Origin of the sequence: Pseudobacteroides cellulosolvens ATCC 35603 = DSM 2933 (genome assembly GCF_001262605.1) — a bacterium.
Lineage (GTDB): Bacteria > Bacillota > Clostridia > Acetivibrionales > DSM-2933 > Pseudobacteroides > Pseudobacteroides cellulosolvens.
This window is the reverse complement of record NZ_LGTC01000001.1, coordinates 781,618-803,165: the sequence shown is the minus strand read 5'-3', so window position 1 is coordinate 803,165 and position 21,548 is coordinate 781,618. Positions and strand designations below refer to the sequence as shown.

General features: G+C 34.8%; 18 protein-coding genes and 1 riboswitch. Of the genes, 5 read left to right on the top strand and 13 right to left on the bottom strand.

The window, feature by feature from the left end; translation table 11 throughout:
* Nucleotides 1-274 precede the first annotated feature (274 nt).
* From secF to Bccel_RS03300, 10 genes are all read right to left on the bottom strand, one after another.
* Nucleotides 275-1,222 (bottom strand): protein translocase subunit SecF, encoded by a 948-nt coding sequence (gene secF / locus Bccel_RS03340; protein WP_036943030.1) that lies wholly within the window; start codon nt 1,220-1,222, stop codon nt 275-277.
* A complete protein-coding gene (secD, locus tag Bccel_RS03335; protein WP_036943027.1) occupies nt 1,215-2,546 on the bottom strand; it encodes a protein translocase subunit SecD in 1,332 nt (443 codons plus the stop codon). Before secD ends, secF begins: the two co-directional genes overlap by 8 nt.
* Nucleotides 2,547-2,783: 237 nt before the next feature.
* On the bottom strand, nt 2,784-4,127 hold the full coding sequence (gene scfB / locus Bccel_RS03330; RefSeq protein WP_036943024.1) for a thioether cross-link-forming SCIFF peptide maturase: 1,344 nt from the start codon (nt 4,125-4,127) through the stop codon (nt 2,784-2,786).
* A gap of 195 nt (nt 4,128-4,322) precedes the next feature.
* Complete coding sequence (gene scfA / locus Bccel_RS28620) at nt 4,323-4,463, bottom strand: six-cysteine ranthipeptide SCIFF (protein ID WP_081927002.1); 141 nt, start codon at nt 4,461-4,463, stop codon at nt 4,323-4,325.
* A gap of 133 nt (nt 4,464-4,596) precedes the next feature.
* Nucleotides 4,597-5,964: a hypothetical protein gene (locus Bccel_RS03325; protein WP_036943021.1), complete on the bottom strand. Its 1,368-nt coding sequence runs from the start codon at nt 5,962-5,964 to the stop codon at nt 4,597-4,599.
* 141 nt (nt 5,965-6,105) lie between these two features.
* Nucleotides 6,106-6,543 (bottom strand): TIGR04086 family membrane protein, encoded by a 438-nt coding sequence (locus Bccel_RS03320; RefSeq protein WP_036943019.1) that lies wholly within the window; start codon nt 6,541-6,543, stop codon nt 6,106-6,108.
* A gap of 128 nt (nt 6,544-6,671) precedes the next feature.
* A complete protein-coding gene (yajC, locus tag Bccel_RS03315; RefSeq protein WP_036943016.1) occupies nt 6,672-6,944 on the bottom strand; it encodes a preprotein translocase subunit YajC in 273 nt (90 codons plus the stop codon).
* A gap of 100 nt (nt 6,945-7,044) precedes the next feature.
* Nucleotides 7,045-8,175 carry a tRNA guanosine(34) transglycosylase Tgt gene (tgt, locus tag Bccel_RS03310; RefSeq protein WP_036943015.1) on the bottom strand — a complete coding sequence of 377 codons (1,131 nt, stop codon included), beginning with the start codon at nt 8,173-8,175 and terminating at the stop codon, nt 7,045-7,047.
* An 88-nt stretch (nt 8,176-8,263) separates the two neighbouring features.
* Entirely contained in the window at nt 8,264-9,289 is a 1,026-nt protein-coding gene (queA, locus tag Bccel_RS03305) for a tRNA preQ1(34) S-adenosylmethionine ribosyltransferase-isomerase QueA (RefSeq protein ID WP_036943013.1), read from the bottom strand.
* A 139-nt stretch (nt 9,290-9,428) separates the two neighbouring features.
* On the bottom strand, nt 9,429-11,156 hold the full coding sequence (locus Bccel_RS03300) for a SpoIID/LytB domain-containing protein (RefSeq protein ID WP_081927000.1): 1,728 nt from the start codon (nt 11,154-11,156) through the stop codon (nt 9,429-9,431).
* Between the two features lie 334 nt (nt 11,157-11,490).
* Nucleotides 11,491-11,663, top strand: a riboswitch (Lysine riboswitch).
* A gap of 135 nt (nt 11,664-11,798) precedes the next feature.
* On the opposite strand from Bccel_RS03300, the gene Bccel_RS03295 reads away from it, so the two are divergent.
* From Bccel_RS03295 to Bccel_RS03280, 4 genes are read left to right on the top strand one after another with little or no spacing between them, the layout of a single operon-like run.
* Entirely contained in the window at nt 11,799-12,797 is a 999-nt protein-coding gene (locus tag Bccel_RS03295; RefSeq protein WP_036943012.1) for an aspartate-semialdehyde dehydrogenase, read from the top strand.
* Nucleotides 12,798-12,817: 20 nt separating this feature from the next.
* The gene (gene dapA, locus Bccel_RS03290; RefSeq protein WP_036943009.1) at nt 12,818-13,696 is read left to right on the top strand and encodes a 4-hydroxy-tetrahydrodipicolinate synthase; all 879 of its coding nucleotides are present in this window, start codon (nt 12,818-12,820) and stop codon (nt 13,694-13,696) included.
* A 21-nt stretch (nt 13,697-13,717) separates the two neighbouring features.
* Nucleotides 13,718-14,479, top strand: coding sequence for a 4-hydroxy-tetrahydrodipicolinate reductase (gene dapB, locus Bccel_RS03285; protein WP_036943007.1), 762 nt, complete (start codon nt 13,718-13,720; stop codon nt 14,477-14,479).
* Between the two features lie 21 nt (nt 14,480-14,500).
* The gene (locus Bccel_RS03280; RefSeq protein WP_036943005.1) at nt 14,501-14,974 is read left to right on the top strand and encodes an ACT domain-containing protein; all 474 of its coding nucleotides are present in this window, start codon (nt 14,501-14,503) and stop codon (nt 14,972-14,974) included.
* A gap of 47 nt (nt 14,975-15,021) precedes the next feature.
* Here the strand turns inward: Bccel_RS03280 and Bccel_RS03275 are convergent, their stop codons facing one another.
* On the bottom strand, nt 15,022-18,288 hold the full coding sequence (locus Bccel_RS03275) for an ATP-binding protein (protein ID WP_050753053.1): 3,267 nt from the start codon (nt 18,286-18,288) through the stop codon (nt 15,022-15,024).
* A 277-nt stretch (nt 18,289-18,565) separates the two neighbouring features.
* Nucleotides 18,566-19,495: a dipeptidase gene (locus Bccel_RS03270; protein WP_036943003.1), complete on the bottom strand. Its 930-nt coding sequence runs from the start codon at nt 19,493-19,495 to the stop codon at nt 18,566-18,568.
* 413 nt (nt 19,496-19,908) lie between these two features.
* On the opposite strand from Bccel_RS03270, the gene Bccel_RS03265 reads away from it, so the two are divergent.
* Complete coding sequence (locus Bccel_RS03265; RefSeq protein ID WP_036943002.1) at nt 19,909-20,817, top strand: helix-turn-helix domain-containing protein; 909 nt, start codon at nt 19,909-19,911, stop codon at nt 20,815-20,817.
* A gap of 21 nt (nt 20,818-20,838) precedes the next feature.
* Here Bccel_RS03265 and Bccel_RS03260 read toward each other — a convergent pair whose 3' ends face one another.
* A complete protein-coding gene (locus Bccel_RS03260; protein ID WP_050753052.1) occupies nt 20,839-21,480 on the bottom strand; it encodes a GDSL-type esterase/lipase family protein in 642 nt (213 codons plus the stop codon).
* Between the last annotated feature and the right edge of the window lie 68 nt (nt 21,481-21,548).

The window sequence follows — 21,548 nt, the reverse complement described above, 5'->3', positions numbered from 1 at the left end:
TTCTACAAACTATAAAAGCCATCCTAAAAAACAGAATGGCCAAATAAAGCATAGTTTTAAATTTGACCTGTCTCTGTCCCTTAGGGCTCAAAGCAGTTTGCAAAAATAATGTTTATTTATCCGTGCAGTTCAATTAACACTTTTAATATAGATACCGCCGAATATAATAATTACAATAACACAAATATTTCATGCTGGCAAGTCTATAATTAAAGATTAACATCAAAAAATGCCGATCATATGACCGGCATTTTATAATTAAAAATAATAATCATTAAGCTTTAGAAACTGTGGGCTGTTTAGCCTTATATTGCTTCCACATTACCCATAATGGACTCGCTATGAATATTGATGAATAACATCCGCTTGCGATACCTATTAAGAGTGGTAATGTAAATTCTTGTACTGATTCAATCTGATAGTAAACTGCAAAACCGTAAACGGTAGCAATACTTATTAAAACAGTTAAAACTGTATTAATTGATCTTCCAAGTGTTTGAAGTATACTCTTATTTACAAGCTCAGCTATAGGAACTTTTCTAAGGAGCTTTGTATTTTCTCTTATTCTGTCATAAATAATGATTGTATCACACATTGAATAACCAAGTATTGTCAATATTGCAGCAATAAAGGATTCATTCATAGGTATATTGAATATTGTGTATACCGAAATCATAACTGCAGCGTCATGCAATAGGCCTACAATACCCATAACTCCTGCTGATGGTCCTGACATGGTTCTGAACCTGAACCACAGATATAATACTATCAGTATACAAACTATTACAGCTGCCATCATTGCATTTCTTAACAATTCCTGTCCTATGAACGCTGATACATTTCTTATTTCAGGCTGAGTATCCTTCTTAACCTTGAAATTATCTTTAACTGCATCAAGCACCTTTGAAACTTCCTGGCTTGATAAGCTCTGGGACTTCTCAGCAACGTTCAATACCAGCATGTATATCCTGCCCTTACCGTTAGGATCAACCCTTTCAGACTTTTGAGCAGATACCTTTTTATTTATTGCCTTAGATACTTCCTCTGCTGCTTTTCCAGCATCGAATTTATTATCTTCCATCTGTAAAGATACAATAGCTCCACCTTCAAATTGGATATCGAGGTTAAAACCGCCATGTACAAAATAGCCGACTATACCTGCTATTATTATTAAAATAGATAATCCAAAGAAGTAAAATCTTTTACCAAATAAATCAACCATTCTGTTCTTTCACTCCTTTCACACCGTACAACCATCTGTGCTTTGCAATATTCAAGCCAGCTACGGACTTAAGCATAATTCTTGAAGCAGTTACGGCTGTTAGGAAGTTAAGAATTACTCCAACAATCAGAGTATATGCAAATGATTTTATCGGCCCTGTACCAAAGTAAAGAAGTACAAAGGCTGAAATCAAAGTAGTTATATTACTGTCTAAAACTGCACTGAATGCTCTTTTAAAACCTACATCAATTGCAGAACGTAAAGTCTTTCCATTTCTAAGCTCTTCCTTAACCCTCTCAAATATGATAACGTTGGCGTCAACGCCCATACCTATTGAAAGTATAAGACCTGCAATACCAGGCAGTGACATTGTAAGATTGAACCAGGATATAAACAACAGCTGTATAACAGTGTGACCTAAAAGAGCTATACATGCAAGTGTTCCAGGTAACCTGTAGAAAATAAGCATAAACAGACAAACAAGAATAAATGCTACAATACCTGATGTTATACCAACACTAAGTGCATTTGATCCAAGGATTGGGCTTATTGAGCTTGTGCTCTCAGCTTCAAGCTTGAATGGCATAGCACCTGATTGAATGTCTTGTGCCAGTCTTACCGCTTCTTCAAGAGAATCCTGTCCTTCAATAACACACTCTCCATCAGTTATAGCAACTTTAACGTTTGGTGCCGATAAAAGCATGTCATCCATAAATACGCCTATTCTTTTATTTATAAGCCTTGCAGTAGCTTCTGCAAACTTCTTTGTACCTTCGCCATCTAATTTAAGTGCAACATCATGGCTTCCATCCTGCGGATCCTGTTGATACTTCGCACTCTTAACGTTTTTTCCTTCTAATATTGGATCACCGCTTACAGGAGCAATCTGACCAGTTGCAGACTTGGTTTCATCTATTTCTCTAAATGTAAGCAATGCCATTTTTCCAAGGTCATCTATTGTACTGCCCGGATCTTCGATAGTTGTACCTTTTTTCAAAGGAATCTGAACGGTAATTCTTTTTTTGACTTGGTCAACTGTAACAACCCTGTCCATTACACCTTTTGCATCAAGCCTGTGCTCGATAACTGATTTGGCCTGATTTAGTTCATCATTCTTTGCTGCATAAGCTTTTCCATCTTTATCCTTTGGAGCAAGCACTGCATCAATTCCACCTTTTAAATCTGCAGCCTGACGTATGTCGTATGCACTTGGTATGGTTCCTATTCCAGGAATCTCCGTACCATTAGGTGCAAAAGCTAAATAGGTCAAAATTGCTATTACAGCTATAACTGTAAAGAACTTGACCGCATCCTTACCTCTCATCTGTAAAATTCCCCCTTTTGAACTTGTCCGCATGACGATATTATATAATTTTAAAAGCCTTCTCGTCAATACTTTTTGAGTTATTCGACCATGTAATTATAGGATTAACAAAAATTTCTAGGATATATTAACTGTCAATTCAAACAAAAAGTGATTAATATTTATACATATACACCCTTCATTTAGTGTAATTACTAAATGAAAAGTGTTATTAATCTTCACTTTTATATATATTTTTTAAACCTGAGTCTTGATCCAAAGTGCACATTCAACCCTCTTTTTCTCAAGCTCACATCCAATTCTGTAAGGCAGATTGATATCACCGTTAAACTGGTATGCATTAGCTGCACATCCGCCGCTGCAGTAAAACTTAGCCCAGCACTTTTTACAATCTTCCTTAGTATATACATTGGATTTCATAAACTTCTTCTGGGTATCCTTAAAAGTGGATTCATCATTTACATTACCCATTTTGAATTCTTCCATTCCCACAAACTGGTGACAAGGGTAAATATCTCCCTCAGGAGTTATAGACATGTACTCATGTCCTGAGCCGCATCCCCTTAACCTTTTGGCAATGCAAGGCCCCTGTTCCAAATCTATCATGAAATGGAAAAAGTTAAACCAATTTCCTTCCTTGCTGCGCTTTACATATTCATAAGCTAGTTTTTCGTACTGGTCGTATAATGTGTTAAGGTCTTCCTCACGTATATCATAGCCGGTACCCTTTGCTGCTACTACCGGTTCAACCGATATCTGCTTAAAGCCCTCATCTGCCAGGTGAATAACATCATTTGAAAAATCAAGATTCTCTCTTGTAAAGGTACCCCTTACATAATAGTTTTCCTGTTTTCTCGAATCAGCCATATCCTTTATCTTGCCGATAATATCCTTGTATGAGCCGCTTCCATCAACTTTGTATCTCATCCTGTCATTGGTTTCTTCTCTGCCGTCAATACTTAAAACTATGTTTTGAATATTATTATTGATGAATTCCTTATGTTCTTCCTTTAAAAGAAGAGCATTTGTAGTAAGTGTGAATTTGAAATTCTTATTATGTTTGGAAGAAATGCTTTTGGCATACTCGACTATTTCCTTGATGGTATTAAAATTCATCATAGGCTCTCCTCCAAAGAAATCCAGTTCAAGATTTCTTCTGCTGCCCGATTCTCTAACCAGGAAGTCTATGGCCTTCTTACCTATTTCAGGGCTCATCATTGTTCTCTTACCGCCAAAATCTCCTGTGGAAGCAAAGCAATATTTGCACCTTAAATTGCAGTCATGTGAAATGTGAATGCATAATGCTTTAACTACAGGCTCCTTGTCCCATAGAGGTATATATTCCTCGTAAATATCAGGACAGAACAATAGCTCCTTTTTACACAGTTCATCTATTTCTAAAATGGCTTCCCCAATGGCTTCCTTTGGATATTTTGAAGACAGCTTGTCCACAATTTCTTCCTTTGGAAAATCCCTGTAATAGTCAAGTACATCATAAGATATATCATCAAAAACATGAACAGACCCGCTGTTCACATCTGCGACAATATTTGTTCCAAACATTTTAAACCTGTGAATCATAAAAATAAATTCAACTCCCGCCTCAACTTCTTTTTAATACATCTAGACATTCAAAAAGTGGAAAGTGAGATAATATATCACCTTCCACTTTAAACTGAACATACCGATGTGACTCATTCTTATCTTAAATAATCGGCATGCTATGTACTTAGAATCACCTAAAATACCACTTCCTTTATGGAAGCTATATTTTTCTTATTGCTTCTGGCAGCTTTGATTTGCTACTGTACAGGATGTCTTGCATGCGGACTGGCATGATGTCTGACATTCTCCACAACCGCCATTTTTAACACTGTCTTTCAGGTTAGAACCGTTTAGCGTCTTAATGTGTTTCATCTGTATTCCTCCTATGACTTTTTTACTCTATAGTATTCTAACATATTTTAATTTTGTTGAGAAGTTTTTTTTATAAATCTTTATTAAAAGTGATAAAGGTAAGATTACTAACACTATTAATTTTATTAAATTCTCACAAGTAAAATGACCAATCTATGGAATCAGGGTTAAAACTTTGACACTTTTCTGATGTATTATCAAAAAGAATTATACTGGTAAGCACTAGAGCTGCTTTGCCGGAAGGAAGCTGTTTTTCACCGAAGCAGAATGATAAAAAGTAATATCTCTTAGTGAGTTCCTTTGCATCTTTCGGATGTTTTTTCAGCTTGACTAACTTGTTGTTTTTAAGCTCATAAGCGTATCCTAATACATACCCATATTCTTTATCTTCATTTTTTATTGTAGGTGTTCCCAACTTCTTAATTATTTTCTTAGTATCACAGCCTAATGTGATATCATTGGCAAATATATATCTTTCATTGTAAGTAGTAATATCTGATGATGTATTAAGAGCCATGCAATTGCTTTTGCCGCTTATATCTGTAACCACATGCAGTTTTTCATAATAATATCCTATAGTATTACTCTCATAACCTGGTTGTCCTAATAACTTATCCATCCTTTCCTTTTCCATTTCCAGATTTACCTTATTGTCTGTAATGATATCATAAAAGCTTAATTCTGCGGGCAAAATCATATTGCTATTGAAATTACCGCCTTTTACTGTTTTCTGTACCGATTTGGATGATGTAAAAAATTTAAGAATGCTATCAAAATCCCTTATATTAACATACCTTAACGTATCATCCCTGCCTATCTCTATATAGTATAAATTTCTCCCCTTCATATTTTGGGAAAAAGGTAAGGTTTTAAGCTTTTTCAAGTACCCATCCTTTAATTCGTATGCATACACTCTAACTACACCGAAATACTCATCTTCTGTGGGTATAATTGTTTTACTCGGCTCTCCCAACAGGTCTGTAATATTATTAATTGGGGATTTCAAATCAATATTGTAAACAAACTTAAACCTCCTGTTATAATCCCATTTATCATCGTCGTATTTTAAAGATATAACCTTATCATTCATGTAATGAACTTCTATTCCATTATAAACGCAAAAAGATATGCCCCTATTTACTTTGTTGGAGTTTTTGAAAATCTCTTCAACTTCCTTCCTTGACATGCCTATATAAATCGTTTTATTGGTAACCGGATCAAGCAAGGACAAATCCTTTAATTTAATTTTGTTTTTATCAAATGAAAAAGTTGGAATAGGAGTATTTACAAATCCCTCTGTTGATATGGCTGAAGCTTTATCGGCAGCCGAGATTTTATCAGTAACTGAGGTTTTGTTAGTAATTGAGTTAACAACCGCAGCTGCCGGTGTATTCTCAACCACAGCATTTGTATTATTATTTTTAGTAGCTTGGTTTGTGCAACCATTAAAAGCTAGTATTCCAATGAGCATTATCAATAATACCTTAAATTTTATTCTCATAAAGTCCCCCTCAAATTAAATATGATTTTCATCAGTAAATAAAAAAAAATTGGCATTTAAACCAATTATACTAAACATTACTATTATAGCATATAAAGGAACTTGTAATCATAATTTCTTAATAAATATTAATGCTATTTATCACGCTTTTACTTTCTTCCTGCTCCTGTTGTGCTTTAAGTTTACACCTGCTATTCCACCGATAGAACCGGAAAGAATACCTATAATAAACATGGTAACGGCATGCCTTGTTATTGTAAAATCATTGAATGAAATGCTGCTTAAAAGATACAGTATGAGCATATAAACGGCACCGACTGCAGCCCCATTAATCCATCCCTTTTTATTAATCCTGCTTGTTGCAGTTGATCCGGCAACTACTATACTTATCACTGTAGTTATAATTACCGAAGATGAGATATACTTTTCCGGAAAATCAGTATAGGTTAGTGCTAACGAAAAGGCAGCAAAAAAAGGTATCGTTATTAAAAATGAAATTACAATACCCTTTATTATTGACACTAAAGTCATGTGATCGTTTAAAGCTTCCTTGATGTTCTGTCTGTTAATCCTCGACATAATATACCTCCAAATGTTTTATATATAAAAAGTTCCATTTGTTTACTCTTATATAATAATTTATTTGAAAGCACATTATATTAGAACTGTTTTTTAAATGTACATGAGATACAGACTTTTTGATTTTCTTATATATCAGCTGATTTTAATACTTCCTTTACAGCCCATCTCATAATTACAATCTCTGTTCTCTTTATACTTGTTTCAATTGTAAGTTCATCATCCTTAATGTTTATTATCTTACCTACAACACCACCGATTGTAATTATGTTTTCTCCCACGTTCAAAGCATTCAGCATTTCTCTTGTCTTTTTATCCCTTTTCTTTTGCGGCAAAATTATCATGAAGTAAAAAACCGCAATCATAGGAATGATCATAATCAAACTTGAATACGCTTCCATCTTAAACCTCCTTAAGTAAATTTTGTGTGTTTATTTATGTCCAGGAAATCATGCTGTATTCTACATCATGATTTCTCACGACTACATCAACGTTTAAAAATCACTTTGTGATTTTGTTATATCCAAAAGCCTCAAAAAATTCATTTCTGAAATCTTGGAGCCTGTCATCCATAATTGCCTTTCTTACATTTTCCATAAGCTTTAATAAAAACCTCAGGTTATGCCATGTTGTAAGCCTTATGCCAAGTACTTCTCCTGCTTTTAAAAGATGCCTTATATACGCCCTTGAAAAGTTTTGGCAGGCATAGCAGTCACATTCAGGGTCCATTGGCGTAAAATCCCTTGCATATTTTGCATCCCTTATAATCATTTTGCCCTGTGAAGTAAGAACGGTACCGTTTCTCCCTATCCTTGTGGGAAGTACACAGTCAAACATATCTATACCTCTTAGCGCACCCTCTATAAGGTAATCGGGACTTCCAACCCCCATAAGGTATCTCGGTTTGTCTTCAGGGAGCAGCGGAACAGTACATTCGAGCATGTCATACATGTCCTGTGCAGGCTCGCCGACACTTAATCCCCCTATAGCATAGCCGGGAAAATCCAACTCCAAAAGCTCTTTTGCACTTTGCTCTCTCAATTCTTTATAAATACCACCCTGAACTATTCCGAAAAGAGCCTGTTTTTCAGTGTTTTTATGGGCCTCTTTGCATCTTTTAGCCCACCTTGTTGTCCTTTCAAGGGACTTTTTTGCGTATTCGAATTCACATGGATACGGTATGCATTCATCAAACGCCATTATTATATCTGCTCCAAGGTCATTTTGAATCTCAATGGCTTTTTCTGGTGTTATAAAGTGCTTAGATCCATCTATATGGGATTTGAATGTAACTCCTTCTTCCTTGATATCTCTCAAATCACTTAAGCTGAATACCTGAAACCCTCCGCTGTCTGTAAGTATAGGCCTGTTCCAGTTCATAAAACTGTGAAGACCGCCTGCTTCCTTTACTATATCCTCTCCAGGTCTCATATATAAATGATATGTGTTACTTAATATTATCTGAGCATTTATTCCCTTAAGCTCTTCAGGAGACATTCCCTTAACTGTGGCCTGGGTACCTACAGGCATAAAAGCAGGTGTATCAAAAGACCCATGAGGGGTATGTACCTTTCCTAACCGTGCACCTGTTTGGCCGCACTTTTTTATCAATTCGTATCTTACTGCTGACATATTACACCGCCTAAAATCTATTTTACGGAATGATTAACATTCCAAAAATTTTTTATTTATAAAATATATAATCTTTAAAGTATAATCTTTATATAATAATCATAGCATCACCAAAGCTGAAAAACCTGTATTTTTCCTTTATTGCTTCGTTATATGCATTTAAAACCTTTTCTTTGCCTGCAAAAGCACTGATAAGCATAATCAGAGTTGATTCCGGAAGATGGAAATTTGTAATTATTTTATCAACAACTTTAAACTTATAACCGGGATAGATAAAAATATTGGTATTGCCGCTTCCAGGCGATACCTTTCCTGCTGAATCTCCAACTGTCTCTAGGACCCTCACACTGGTTGTACCAACAGCTATTACATTCTTGCCTTTTTCCCTGGTATTGTTTATCACACTGCAGGTATCCTCACTAATGGTATAAAACTCGGAATGCATATGATGCTCAGTAATATTTTCAACCTTGACAGGTCTGAATGTTCCTAATCCAACGTGAAGAGTAACATATACAATGTTAACTCCCATTTCTGTTATTTGCTGTATCAACTCTCTGGTAAAATGCAAACCGGCTGTAGGTGCTGCTGCAGAGCCTTTATTTTTGGAATATACAGTCTGATAACGCTCTTTATCCGTAAGCCTCTTTGTAATATAAGGCGGCAAAGGCATAAGGCCTACCTTGTCTAATATATGCTCAAAAATTCCATCGTATTCAAATCTTACTAATCTATTTCCCTCTTCAACAATTTCTATTACTTCAGCCCTTAAAATACCTTCACCAAAGCTGAATCTGCTTCCTACCTTGGCTTTTCTTCCTGGCTTTAAAATAACCTCCCAGACATCACCGTTAATCCTCTTTAAAAGGACAAACTCTATTTTTGATCCTGTTCCTTCCTTTTCACCGTAAAGTCTGGCAGGAATAACCCTGGTATCATTTAATACAAGGCAGTCGCCTTCTTTTAAATAATCCTTAACATCTTTAAATATTTTATGTTCAATATTGCCGGAATCTTTGTGAAGAACCATCAACCTTGACATATCTCTGTTTAAAACAGGCTCCTGTGCAATCAATTCTTCCGGTAAATCATAATAAAAGTCTGTAACCTTCATACTTTTCCTTTTCTTAAATCTCTGTAAAATTTAATTCATTAGAAATATAACCCATATGAATTTAAATAATACATTAATTTAACAATGTTTACAAGGGGGCAAAATAATGATTTCATACTAAAATGATTTTCTCCATATTCTACTCAATTACTGTGCCCTGGAAATAATGGGTAAGTATCTGATCATACTTAAACCCTGCTTTAGCCATTCCCATTGCACCGGTCTGACTCATACCTACTGCATGACCCCATCCCTTACCTACAAATTTGTAACTTTGTGGTGCTGCCGATACTGTATTTTTTACCCCTTCCGCACCAATTACAGTTATCTGACCGTTTTTTACAGCCAAATCCTTAAGGCCTCCGGCTGTCATAACCTTTTTTGTTGCAAGCTGTGTTTGCACCACAGTGTTATCGACTTTTTTCATTGGTACAACAGCATCACTTACAATAGTATACCATTGGCTGTTAAACCCGAAAACAGTCCTGCAGCCATCAAGTTTGTATACCCTTTGTCCTTTAGTACCGCTTATGACAAGCTCTGTAACCCTTCCTGCCTCAGAGGTTTTTGTTATGTTTACCCCTGTTATATCCCCCAAATTGTATCCTCTGCCTATCATTATTTCCTTTATCTTACTTGCTGTTAATGTTGTTTCCCAATTATAATTATACGACTTGCCTGATTCATACTTATCCTCTACACTCCTTAAATAAGGTATATCACTACCCCAAACATTTTTTACATCCTCGGTACGGCCGCCGCAGGAACTGAAGTAGAATACTTCGGCAATTTTCCCCTGATAGGTCAGCTTCTTGCCTGCAGTATCGTCAATAGCCTTGTTTGTTGAAGCATATTCACCCGCAAAACCTTTATAAACCTGGCATGAAGTAGTGGTACACAAATCAAAGAACTGCTTTTTATGCTTATTCAGGTTTCCGATAAGGTATGTTCTTGCTGCAACAGCTTGTGCCTTTAAAGCCTCCGGATCAGAACTTGAGCCTATTTCCGCAGGTACAACCCCATAAAGGTAATGCTCTGGCGAAAGGACATTTATAAGGGTCATATCACTTCCTGTAATCCTCTTAACTTCAAGTTCCCCTCTGTACCTTAATGAATCACTGTTATTAATTTTGAATATGTAAGGGTTATTTTCCTGGTTGGGACATATCTTAAAAGTATTGGTATCACTGCCCATTATAAATGCAGTTTCTCCTGTTGGATTTGATACCACTATTCTATTTGAAGCCGGAAGTATAGGGGTAAATGCATATCCTTGCAGCTTCTGCTTTAAAACACTATCTAAATCAGCTTGAGCAGCATTTTGATCGGTATAAAAACCATACCATATCTGCCAGTTATCCACAAAAGCAAGATAAGCAGCAACTCCTAACGATTTTATCGCTGTCAGTGCTTCCTTTGCAGCAGCTTGATCTGGGTATGAACTCCCTATCTGAATATGTACAGGTCCAAACTTTTCACCTTCTGGAATATTTTTATCTGTTATTTTAAATTCTGTCAGCTTATTGCTTTTCAAATAAAAATAAGAATCCTTTCTTACTGTAACAATGCCATTTGAAGGCTCTTCGTATATAGGAGTAAAAGTATTATTATTACTGCTGCCAATTTTAAGGCCTCTCTCAGCACTAATGGTAAAACTTGAAAGGGCTGTAGTTTCAAAATAAAGGCCTATCCTTACCTTTTCAGGCACAGTAATTCCAGCACTTATTATATTGTTATTTTCGAAATATGTATTGGATATAATTATTATCATTATAAGTAAAGTATATTTAATTTTTCTCAATGATAATTCTTTGAATTTGTAATGCTTGAAATAATTAAAGCATCTTGATGCCAGCTTATTTGACATTATTTATTTCCTCCGATTATCTTTTGTAAAAGGCATGAACGAAAAATTACTTCCGCTTTCAACCGAGTATTGACGATTTAGTCAGCACATGGGCAAAATTTGTAGCGATAGTTATTTTTTTATCATGACTAAGTAATTAATCTCTTTTCATTGAGTAGTCAACAATATTATTTTAATACATATAATAATATTGTGCCAATCAATTTTTTGGCAATTATTCAATAGATAAATGTAAAAAATATTAACTTTTCATATAAATTATTTTAAATAAATAATTCACAATTGACAATATAGATTCATAATGATATTATAAGTAAAAACATCTGAATAGTTAATGTACAGTAGAGGTGCATTTTTTATTAGTAAACCTACGGAGATCTGAGGGGATCTATGATGTGGGTTAAAAGGAAAAAATGCCGAAGGATATGACTCCCTTGATTTATATCCTGGTTATACAGTAAATAACTGTATAACTGTCATCAGTAATGATGGAGCGCTATCTGTCTTTTATGTTTAAACAATTCCAAATGGTAATTGATTTAATAAAAAAGAACTGCTGGTGCTCATTAGACCGGCTTTTTTAATTTCTGGAATATTAACAAATTCACTATAGGATAATAAAATTTTTAGGAGGATATTAATATGAAAAAAGTAAAATTAGCGGTATGCGGTGCAACTGGAATGGTTGGAAGAACATTTTTGAAGGTTCTTGAAGAAAGGAATTTACCAATAGAAGAAATATATTTCTTTTCATCAGCAAGATCAGCAGGATCAACTATAACATTTAACGGAAAGGATTATACTGTTGAAGAACTCACAGAAACATCCTTTGATAGAGGTATTGATATTGCACTGTTTTCAGCAGGTGGAAGCACAAGTGAAAAATTCTCACCAATAGCTGCTTCAAAAGGCTGCATAGTTGTTGATAACAGCAGTGCATGGAGAATGGACCCTACAGTTCCGCTGGTTGTACCAGAAGTTAATTCACACGATATTGCATGGAACAAAGGAATAATTGCTAACCCCAACTGCTCAACTATCCAGGCTGTTGTTGCATTAAAGCCTTTACATGAAAAATATAAAATTAAAAGAATAGTATATACCACATTCCAGGCAGTTTCCGGTGCAGGTATGAAGGGTTATTCCGACCTTGAAGATGGTCTTAAGGGAGAAGCTCCTAAAAAGTTCCCACACCCAATTGCAAACAATGTATTACCACATATAGATGTATTTCTAGATAACGGATACACTAAAGAAGAAGAAAAAATGATCAAGGAAACTAGAAAAATCATGGGCGACGACAGCCTCAAGATTACTGCAACAACTGTAAGGGTTCCTGTATTTAATGGTCACAGTGAATCTATAAACGTTGAATTTGAAAAACCTTATGACCTGGAAGAACTTAAGGAAGTTTTAAGGAATGCTCCCGGCGTAATTGTACAGGATGATCCTAAAAACAATGTTTACCCCCTCCCTATCTATGCATCAGGTAAAGACGAAACCTTCGTAGGAAGAATCCGTCGTGATGATAGCGTTGAAAGCGGAGTAAATCTCTGGGTAGTAGCAGACAACATAAGAAAAGGTGCGGCAACTAATGCTGTTCAAATTGCACAAGAGCTTATAAAAATGTGGAACAAATAAGGTAAAGGAAGGTATTTGTTATGACGAAACCAATTTTCACAGGATCAGGAGTCGCAATCGTCACGCCTTTTACAAATGATGGAATAGATTTTGATAAACTTGCTGAACTTATTGAGTTTCAAATCAGTGAAGGTACAGACGCTATAGTCATATGCGGAACCACTGGTGAAGCATCAACCATGCCTGATGACGAACATAAGGCTGCAATTAAATTTGCAGTTGAAAAAGTACACAATAGAATTCCTGTTATTGCTGGTACTGGTAGTAATGATACACGTCATGCCATCGAACTCAGTAAATATGCTGAAGAAGTGGGTGTTGATGCTATTTTAAGTGTTACCCCGTACTATAACAAGACTTCACAAAGGGGCCTTGTAGAGCATTTTAAAGCTATTGCCAACAGCATTAAAATTCCCATAATATTATACAATGTTCCTTCAAGGACCAACCTCAATATCAGTCCTGAAACAGTTAAAACCCTTTCAGAGATTGACAATATAGTTGCTATTAAGGAATGTAATTTAAACCAGGTTGGAGATATTGTAAACCTGTGCGGAGATAAAATTACCGTTTATTCAGGTAATGATGACCTGGTTGTTCCTCTCCTTGCAATGGGAGGAAAAGGAGTTATTTCGGTAATGGCGAATATTATACCTAAAGATACTCATGACATGGTTGCCAAATTCCTTTCAGGAGATATTGAAGGTAGCAAAAATTTACAGTTAAAGACGCTTAACCTTATTAAGGCACTTTTCATTGATGTAAGCCCTATTCCTGTAAAAGCAGCTATGAACCTTATGGGTATGAATGTTGGAAGCTGCAGAATGCCACTTATAGACATGACTGATAAAAACCTTGATGTGCTAAAAAACAGCATGAAGGAATATGGTTTACTTTAAAAATTAAGGATGTGATTTCCAATGATAAATATATTGATGAGCGGCTGTAACGGTAAAATGGGTCAGGTAATTTCTAGAATGGCAGCCGAAAGTGAAGACCTTATGATAGCCGCAGGATATGATAAATACACGAAAATCAATAATACTTACCCGGTTTTTGATGATCTTGAAAAATGTGACGTCAAGGTGGATGTTATTATAGACTTTTCCAACCCTGATGCCCTTGATGGACTTTTGAGCTATTCAGTAAAAAACAAGACACCATTGATTGTTGCAACAACAGGATTATCGCCAAATCAGGTTAACAAGCTAAGAGAGGTATCCGAGGCCATACCGGTTTTCTTTTCAGCAAATATGTCTCTAGGCGTTAACCTCTTAATGGATCTTGTTAAAAAGGCCGCAAAAGTTCTTGAATATAACTTTGATATTGAAATAATCGAAAAACACCACAATCAGAAAATTGATGCCCCCAGCGGAACTGCTTTAGCGATTGCGGATGAGATTAATTCAGCCCTGTCGGAAAAGCAGGAATATGTATACGACAGGCATTCACGCCGTAAGAAGAGAAGCAAGAAAGAAATAGGCATTCATGCAGTAAGAGGCGGCACAATTGTAGGTGAACATTCAGTAGTATTTGCAGGAACCGATGAGATTATTGAAATCAATCACATCGCAACCTCAAAGGAAATATTTGCTACCGGTGCACTTAGTGCTGCAAGATTTTTATACAACAAAAAACCTGGTTTTTATAATATGAATGACCTTATAAGTGAAACAAATTAGCAAAAGCGAGGAGGGGTTATAATGGCTGGAACGCCCGTAACTGATATTAGTGTAACCTATAATGTAGCCCTGGTTACTGTTGACAACCTGCCTGTTGATATGAAGTTGGTATCTGACATATTTAATTCCATAGCCGGGCAGAACATCAATATTGATATGATTAATCAAGCTCCGCCATACAGGGGAAGGGTAAATATATCATTTACTATTCCTTCAGATGACTTAGTCCGGGCTATTAGTACATTAAACACCTTCAAAAAGAATGCACCTGGCTTAAAAATAGAAGTTGATGCTCAGAATACAAAGCTTTCTGTTTTTGGTGAAGGGATGAAAAATTTACCCGGTGTTGCAGCAAAGCTATTTACAATACTCGCACAAAACGGTATTGATGTAAAACTGGTAACAACCTCCGAGGTAGACATTTCGTTCCTTATATACGAAAAGGATGTAGATACGGCTTTATCTGCTACTAAAAAGGAATTCCAAATAGAATAACAGCATAAACAATTAAAAAGGGGGCTTTGCAAAAGCCCCTTATAATTTTATACCAACTTTTTTAACTTATCATTGATGAGAGAATTCTCCACTGCAAGACCTATATTTTCTCCAAGTATTTCAAGGTATTCCACCATGTCCTCAGAGTATATATTTTTCCTTGTATCATTCATTTGAATCAACCCAATTATTCTCTCTTTTGAACGAATTGGGATCAGTGCAATAGATTCATATCCACGTTCAATACAATACTTTCTTATTTTACATGAGTTAATAGCTTCCATTTCTGTATCTGTTAATGAAGATGCACTGTTTGTCCAAAAGCTGCCTCCATTTGTAAAAAAGCTGAATGCAGAGTCGGTATCACCATTAAGCACCTTCCCGCATACGCATTCCAAAATGTAATGTTTTCCATCCATTGACTTTTGTCTTTTTCCATGTTTATCCACACCACACAAGCTGCTGTCTAATTTTATAAACTGTTCTGGAAAACCCTTGTACACATAGTATGGATAATCTCCTCCGTTATACAGTCTTATAGCTATTGCTTCACATTTTATCATTTGCTTTATATTATACATAATCGTGCGTAATGTTGTTTTAAGATCAATGCAGCTATTTAGTTCCGAACAGATTGCTTTTGTTATAGCATCTCGCTCCAATAGTTTTTGAACTTTTTGATGATTGTTGCTAATATTATAAGCCTTAGGGTTATTTACATGATAAATATCGGAAAATTCAACTGCTATAGCATTTATCAGCCTACTTTCAACTGTATTAGTCCGGTTGATGCATACATCCCCGCCTTCCACCTTAGCAGAAGGAAGAATAATTGTAAAAACACTACCTTTATATTCCCGGCTTTTTAAATGAATGCATCCATCTAAGGCTTCTACCAGCATTTTTACAAGTGCTAATCCTATTCCCGTCCCTTCAGCTTGCCTTGTAAAAGAATTATCAACCTGGGTAAACCTTTCAAAAACCATTTCCTGCTTATCCCTTGGAATACCAAAGCCGGTATCTTTAACCGAGATAATTACATTTCCCTTCCTCGCTTTAATACTTACTTCAATCTTACCACCGGAAGAAGTATATTTTATTGCATTTGATAAAAGATTTAACATAATCCGCTCATAGTTTTCTTCATCTAATCCAATAACCTTTTTCTTCAATGAAGTAACAAATGAAAGTTTTATTCCCTTTTGTAAGGCATAAAGATTAACCGATTCAGTGATAGACCGAGTTAAGAGTATAATGTCATGATTCCTTTTATTTAATTTTATTCCCCCTGCACCTATCTTCGTAACATCTAACAGGTTATTTACCAGTCTTAACTGCCTGAATGTATTCTGTCTTATTTTATTCAGAAAGTTTTTTGCCTTATCTGAAAGGTCATCCTTACATATCAGCTCCATAGCCTGAATTGCAGAATTTATAACTGTAAGCGGCGTTTTAAACTCATGACTGATAGTAGTCAAAAATTCATCCTTGATATTAATAGAATTCTCTAAAGCAGCATTTTTTTCCCTTTCTACTTTCAGTAATTCATCTTGTTGATATTTAACTGCATTATCAAGCATAACCTGTTCTGTTATATCTCTTACGCAAAGTATTACCTCCCTCACCACACCATCATTGTCATATATTGGGCCACCGTTCATGCTGACATATATCTTTTTATCAGGCCTTAATATTGTCATTATAACGTTTTGAAAGCTGCCTATATCAATGATTTTTTGGATGTTAAGTTCACTTTTTTCAACTTTTTTCCCATCAATTCCAATATAATATTTATTACTTTTTTGGAACCCACTGTCTTTTCCATTTTCATCAGAACCAATAAAAATTTCCCGTGCTGATTTGTTTAAAAGCTCGACTTTAAACTCGCTGTCTAATATCACTAATCCATTTGACATACTGTTAACAATTGCTTCAAGACGTTCTTTCTGCTGCTTTATTTCATTAGCCAATTTAATAGTTTCAGTTATATCTGTTGTAAGCATCACGCCTAAATGAAATTGGTTATTTTCATCAAATATCGGAACACCGCTTATATCAAAGTATCTTTCTATTTTGTCATTAAAGGTTCTTATTTTGCCGCTTTTTACTTTTTCACCTTTAAACAGCTTGTAATGGCACATCTCCTCATCAGGCAATGGATTGCCTTCAACATCGGAAAAAACTATGTATTTTGCCGAATCCCGAACATTGTAGTCCAGTGTTTTATATTTTACAGGGTGTAAATCGCTTTTTAACAAAAATCTTCCTTCTTTATCAAAAATACTTATTCTATCTTGTAAGGTTTCGAATATTGCTTCCAATTGATTCCTTTGCAGTTTTATTGTCTTATACTGATTAATTGTTTCCGTTATATCACGTACACACATTATTCCTAGACGCATCTTGCCACTTTCATCAAGTAGCGGAGTACCGCTAACTCCAATTGATTTTTCACCTTCAGGAGTCTTAATAATTACAATTTGTTCTTTTATACTCTCTCCATTATAAACGCGTACCGCCGGTAAATCTTCATATTGAAGCTCCTTACCATCCGTATCATAGTATATTCCTGGCTTATAGCTGTCCCCTACACATTTACAACTGCTTGCAAAATTTGAGCTATCAGCCGCCTTGTTTAAAAGTATATACTTACCGTCTTCATCAAAGACCATAAGCACATCCGACATGTTATTAATTATTGCCTCTAATTCTTCTTTTTGCTGTTCTACAAGAATTGACTTTTCTTTTAATAAACGATTTTGACGTTTTAATAACTCATCATCTTCAATTTGTTTTATTTTGTTTTCATATAATGAGGAAATTAATAAAGCTGTCATTCTTAATTGCAATCTAGCCATTTCACTTTCTTTCTTGGTTATTCTTTTAGTGCTGTAAGCCCTTTGCACCAAGTCATATACGTCTATACAATATTTTTTTGAAATATCCATAAGCTTTGATCTTTCTAAAGGAGGATTTGTTATTCCGGCACTAATGCTGCCTATTACTTGCTCTTTATATATTATTGGAACTGCATATATATTTATTCCCCCACAACATTGTATCTCTACAGGCTCTTTCCTATCCATTGATTCCGTAGATATTCTCAAGCATTCTTCCTTGCATACACTTCTTGTGCTTTTACCACTTTTACAGAAAATTTCACTTAAATATTTGCAATATGGCCCATCATGCTGATAATATAAATATGATCCGTCTGCTTCTATTATTGCAGTGGAACTTAGCAGAAATTGTGAAGACATCATTCGTATATTATCCACTATCTTTTCATCAATGGCTTCTTCTAGACGTAACAATATAAATCCCTCACTTTAATTTTGAAAATTTACATGTTTATTATGGTGATATTTACATAAATTTTATATTTTGTTATATTATTTTTGATCGGCATAAATATTGTATACCTAAATTAAGAAATTTTCCACATATTTTTACATTTTTTTGCTAAATTAGCAGCAATAATTAAACCATATTATTTTTAGTCATGACTCAAAAATAACTTCCGCTATAGATTTCGCTCCTTTGTTGACTTAACTCGTCAACACCCGCTCAAAAGAGGAAGTAATTTTTAAATCATGCCTTAATTACTCTTAAAAAATTTAAACCTGCTATCTTTTCCACATCATCACTACTGTAGTTTAACTTCACAAGGTCATTAATTATCTTTTCAATATCTTGAATACCACCCATATCTTCAGGCATTGATTCGATGCCGTCAAAATCACTTCCAAAACCTATGTGATCCGTTCCAATAATTGAGCACATATACTCAATATGATGCAATATATCCTTTTGAGAGGCTGCCCCATCATCCCTTAAAAATCTTGAATAAAAGTTTATACCGACAACACCGCCGTTTTTCTTTACAGCATAAAGCTGTTCATCTGTCAAATTTCTCACGTGCCCGCATAACTTTTTAGCATTCGAGTGGGATACAATAAGCGGCTTTTTTGTTAGTTCAATACAGTCCCAAAAACCTTTTTCAGATATGTGAGATAAATCTATAATCATGCCAAGCCTATTCATTTCTTCTATAACCTTTTTTCCAAAAGGTGTTAATCCCCCACCAGAAGCACCGTCTAATACTCCATCAGCGATTTCATTTCTATGGTTCCATGTGAGGCATATACTTCTTACGCCTAATTTATAAAACATTCTGAGTGCAGAGAGGTCACCTTGCAGTGCATCGCCTCCTTCGATTGAGAGAATTGCTGCAATCTTATTATTATTTAATGCTTCTATTATGTCATCATGGCTCTTGCAGTGGGAAACATAGCTGATATTTTTTTCAATTTCCCCATAGAACCGATCTATGATCTGAATGGCCCTCTTCATTGCATACGCTTGGCCGTATGACGGATCAATAAAAGCTGCAAAGAATTGAACATACTTTCCGGCTTTAACCATGCGTTCCAAATCAATATGACAGTTGTTGTTAAACAGTTCTTCCCCTGTTTCCATTATTTTTGTGATTGTATCACAGTGTGCATCTACAATAATCATTTTAAAAATCCTTTCTACAAAATATAATATGACAAAATCTCAAATGGATTTTGTCAACCTTGATGGTTATCGAGAGAAATTGTGGTGTAGAATACAACATAATTTCCTAGACATAAAAAATAAAACACTTTAAAGTTTATTTAAGGGCATTTCAAAAAATACATTATTCAAGTATTTTTTGCATAATATATATGCCCCATTGACTAATTAATTATTTGTTAATACCTAAAGTGTTTTATTGGTATTACTATTTATATTATATCTACTAGAAGGCTTGCGTAAATACAACATTTATTTTACAGTAAACTTTATTTTGAATATATTATTTTCTAACATTTTTCTCCATTCAAGTAAATATATTATTTTATTATTTCAAAATCTTGTGTTAAAATTAGATAAGGGGTGTTTGAAGTATGAGTGTTATGTTAAAGAAAATCAATGTGAAAAATGAAGAAATTGCACCTAGAGTTCTAACAGCTGCTTTATTTTATCAAGGTGCCAATATGCCTAAAGGATACAAGCTTCAAGAACGTGTTACATATGACTATGAATTTGAATTAATTGTTTATAGTAATGGATCTCAAATTATTGATGATAAATGTTACAATGTAAAACAGGGAGATATAATATTCAGAAAGCCAGGGCAATACACACAAGGAATCATGCCTTACAGTTGTTACCTTATATGCGTAGATATTCTCAGCAATACCGGTAAAAGCCCTAAGAGCTATTATGTATATAACGATCAGGACTACCAAAATTACTGTGTGAATCCTATACTTGAAAAAATCCCTACAATATTTCATCCTCTAAATATGGAAAGAAGTCTTTATATTTTTGATTCCATATTAAAAGAATTTATTACACCATCTCCCGCAGCAGATTTGTCACTAAAAGCCAATATTCTAAATCTGATGTACTACCTGTATCAGGATTCAACCGAGTCGTTGGTGAATAATACCATGTATTTATCACCTCATTACTGTGCGTTGAAAAAAGTTATAGAATATATAAATAATAATTTGGAGCAAAAGATGGTGTTGAATGATTTATCCAAGGTTGCCAATATAAGTCCGCATCATTTTCATAAGATTTTCACAAATGCTGTCGGTATCACTCCTAATGAATTTATTACAAGATCCAGATTAGATAAGGCCAAAACCCTTCTTACAAGGACAAGCTACTCTGTGGCAGAAATCGCTGTATTATGTGGGTTTGAAAACGCTCCTTATTTCAGCTATGTATTTAAAAAATACAATTCTCTGACTCCACTGGAATATAAGAAAAAGCACATTTTTGATGCTCCGACATTAACTGAGTAAAGGGATTATAGTTTTAGCATATTAAAAATTATCCCTTATTATAGGACCTATTATGTCGCCCCATATTACATAGCCTGGCTCTATCAAATGTAAGCCGTCTTCCATCAAAGATCTGTTAACCTTATTATTTTCAATAATAAATTCTTTTCCTATATCTAAAAATATTAGATTGCGTTCTTTGGATAGTTTGTGAAGTTTTTTATTAACATCTGTAACTTTACTAATGTAGTCGCTGCATTCTTCATCCGGATCTCTCGGCAATAATCCCATTAATATAATTTTGGAGTTGGGAAGCTTTTCCTTGAAAATGTCGAGTATCCCTTCTATCCCTTGAAAAACTTCTTCTGCACTATAATGAGCCAAATTATTGGTACCTATAAGCACCACTACAACTTTGGGCTGTATATCGTCCAATTCACCATTCAATATACGCCATTTTAAATTTTGTATTGTATCCGCTCCCACACCAAAATTTGCTGAATTATATTTTGAGAAATATGCTTCCCACAGATGTGGTACTTCTAACCACCTTCTAGTAATAGAATCACCTATAAATAGCAAATCAATTTTGTTATTTATCTTAAAATTCAAAAAATGCTCATGTCTTTCAATATGATGCTCGTCAACCCTTTGGATTGAATCATTGATGTCTTGTTTTGTCATGTTCGTTGCCTCCGCTTTAGAAATATTCATTATTCAATTAAACAAATCAATCAATTTTATAATACTGT

What these genes read in the sequence shown, in the direction of transcription:
- Bccel_RS03295 (WP_036943012.1), top strand. Translation starts at nt 11,799, where the DNA reads ATGAAAAAAGTAAAATTAGCGGTATGCGGTGCAACTGGAATGGTTGGA.
- scfB (WP_036943024.1), bottom strand. Translation starts at nt 4,127, where the DNA reads ATGATTCACAGGTTTAAAATGTTTGGAACAAATATTGTCGCAGATGTG.
- dapB (WP_036943007.1), top strand. Translation starts at nt 13,718, where the DNA reads ATGATAAATATATTGATGAGCGGCTGTAACGGTAAAATGGGTCAGGTA.
- Bccel_RS03265 (WP_036943002.1), top strand. Translation starts at nt 19,909, where the DNA reads ATGAGTGTTATGTTAAAGAAAATCAATGTGAAAAATGAAGAAATTGCA.
- queA (WP_036943013.1), bottom strand. Translation starts at nt 9,289, where the DNA reads ATGAAGGTTACAGACTTTTATTATGATTTACCGGAAGAATTGATTGCA.
- yajC (WP_036943016.1), bottom strand. Translation starts at nt 6,944, where the DNA reads ATGGAAGCGTATTCAAGTTTGATTATGATCATTCCTATGATTGCGGTT.
- Bccel_RS03320 (WP_036943019.1), bottom strand. Translation starts at nt 6,543, where the DNA reads ATGTCGAGGATTAACAGACAGAACATCAAGGAAGCTTTAAACGATCAC.
- Bccel_RS03300 (WP_081927000.1), bottom strand. Translation starts at nt 11,156, where the DNA reads ATGTCAAATAAGCTGGCATCAAGATGCTTTAATTATTTCAAGCATTAC.
- Bccel_RS03325 (WP_036943021.1), bottom strand. Translation starts at nt 5,964, where the DNA reads ATGAGAATAAAATTTAAGGTATTATTGATAATGCTCATTGGAATACTA.
- Bccel_RS03270 (WP_036943003.1), bottom strand. Translation starts at nt 19,495, where the DNA reads ATGATTATTGTAGATGCACACTGTGATACAATCACAAAAATAATGGAA.
- dapA (WP_036943009.1), top strand. Translation starts at nt 12,818, where the DNA reads ATGACGAAACCAATTTTCACAGGATCAGGAGTCGCAATCGTCACGCCT.
- Bccel_RS03260 (WP_050753052.1), bottom strand. Translation starts at nt 21,480, where the DNA reads ATGACAAAACAAGACATCAATGATTCAATCCAAAGGGTTGACGAGCAT.
- secF (WP_036943030.1), bottom strand. Translation starts at nt 1,222, where the DNA reads ATGGTTGATTTATTTGGTAAAAGATTTTACTTCTTTGGATTATCTATT.
- Bccel_RS03280 (WP_036943005.1), top strand. Translation starts at nt 14,501, where the DNA reads ATGGCTGGAACGCCCGTAACTGATATTAGTGTAACCTATAATGTAGCC.
- tgt (WP_036943015.1), bottom strand. Translation starts at nt 8,175, where the DNA reads ATGTCAGCAGTAAGATACGAATTGATAAAAAAGTGCGGCCAAACAGGT.
- secD (WP_036943027.1), bottom strand. Translation starts at nt 2,546, where the DNA reads ATGAGAGGTAAGGATGCGGTCAAGTTCTTTACAGTTATAGCTGTAATA.
- scfA (WP_081927002.1), bottom strand. Translation starts at nt 4,463, where the DNA reads ATGAAACACATTAAGACGCTAAACGGTTCTAACCTGAAAGACAGTGTT.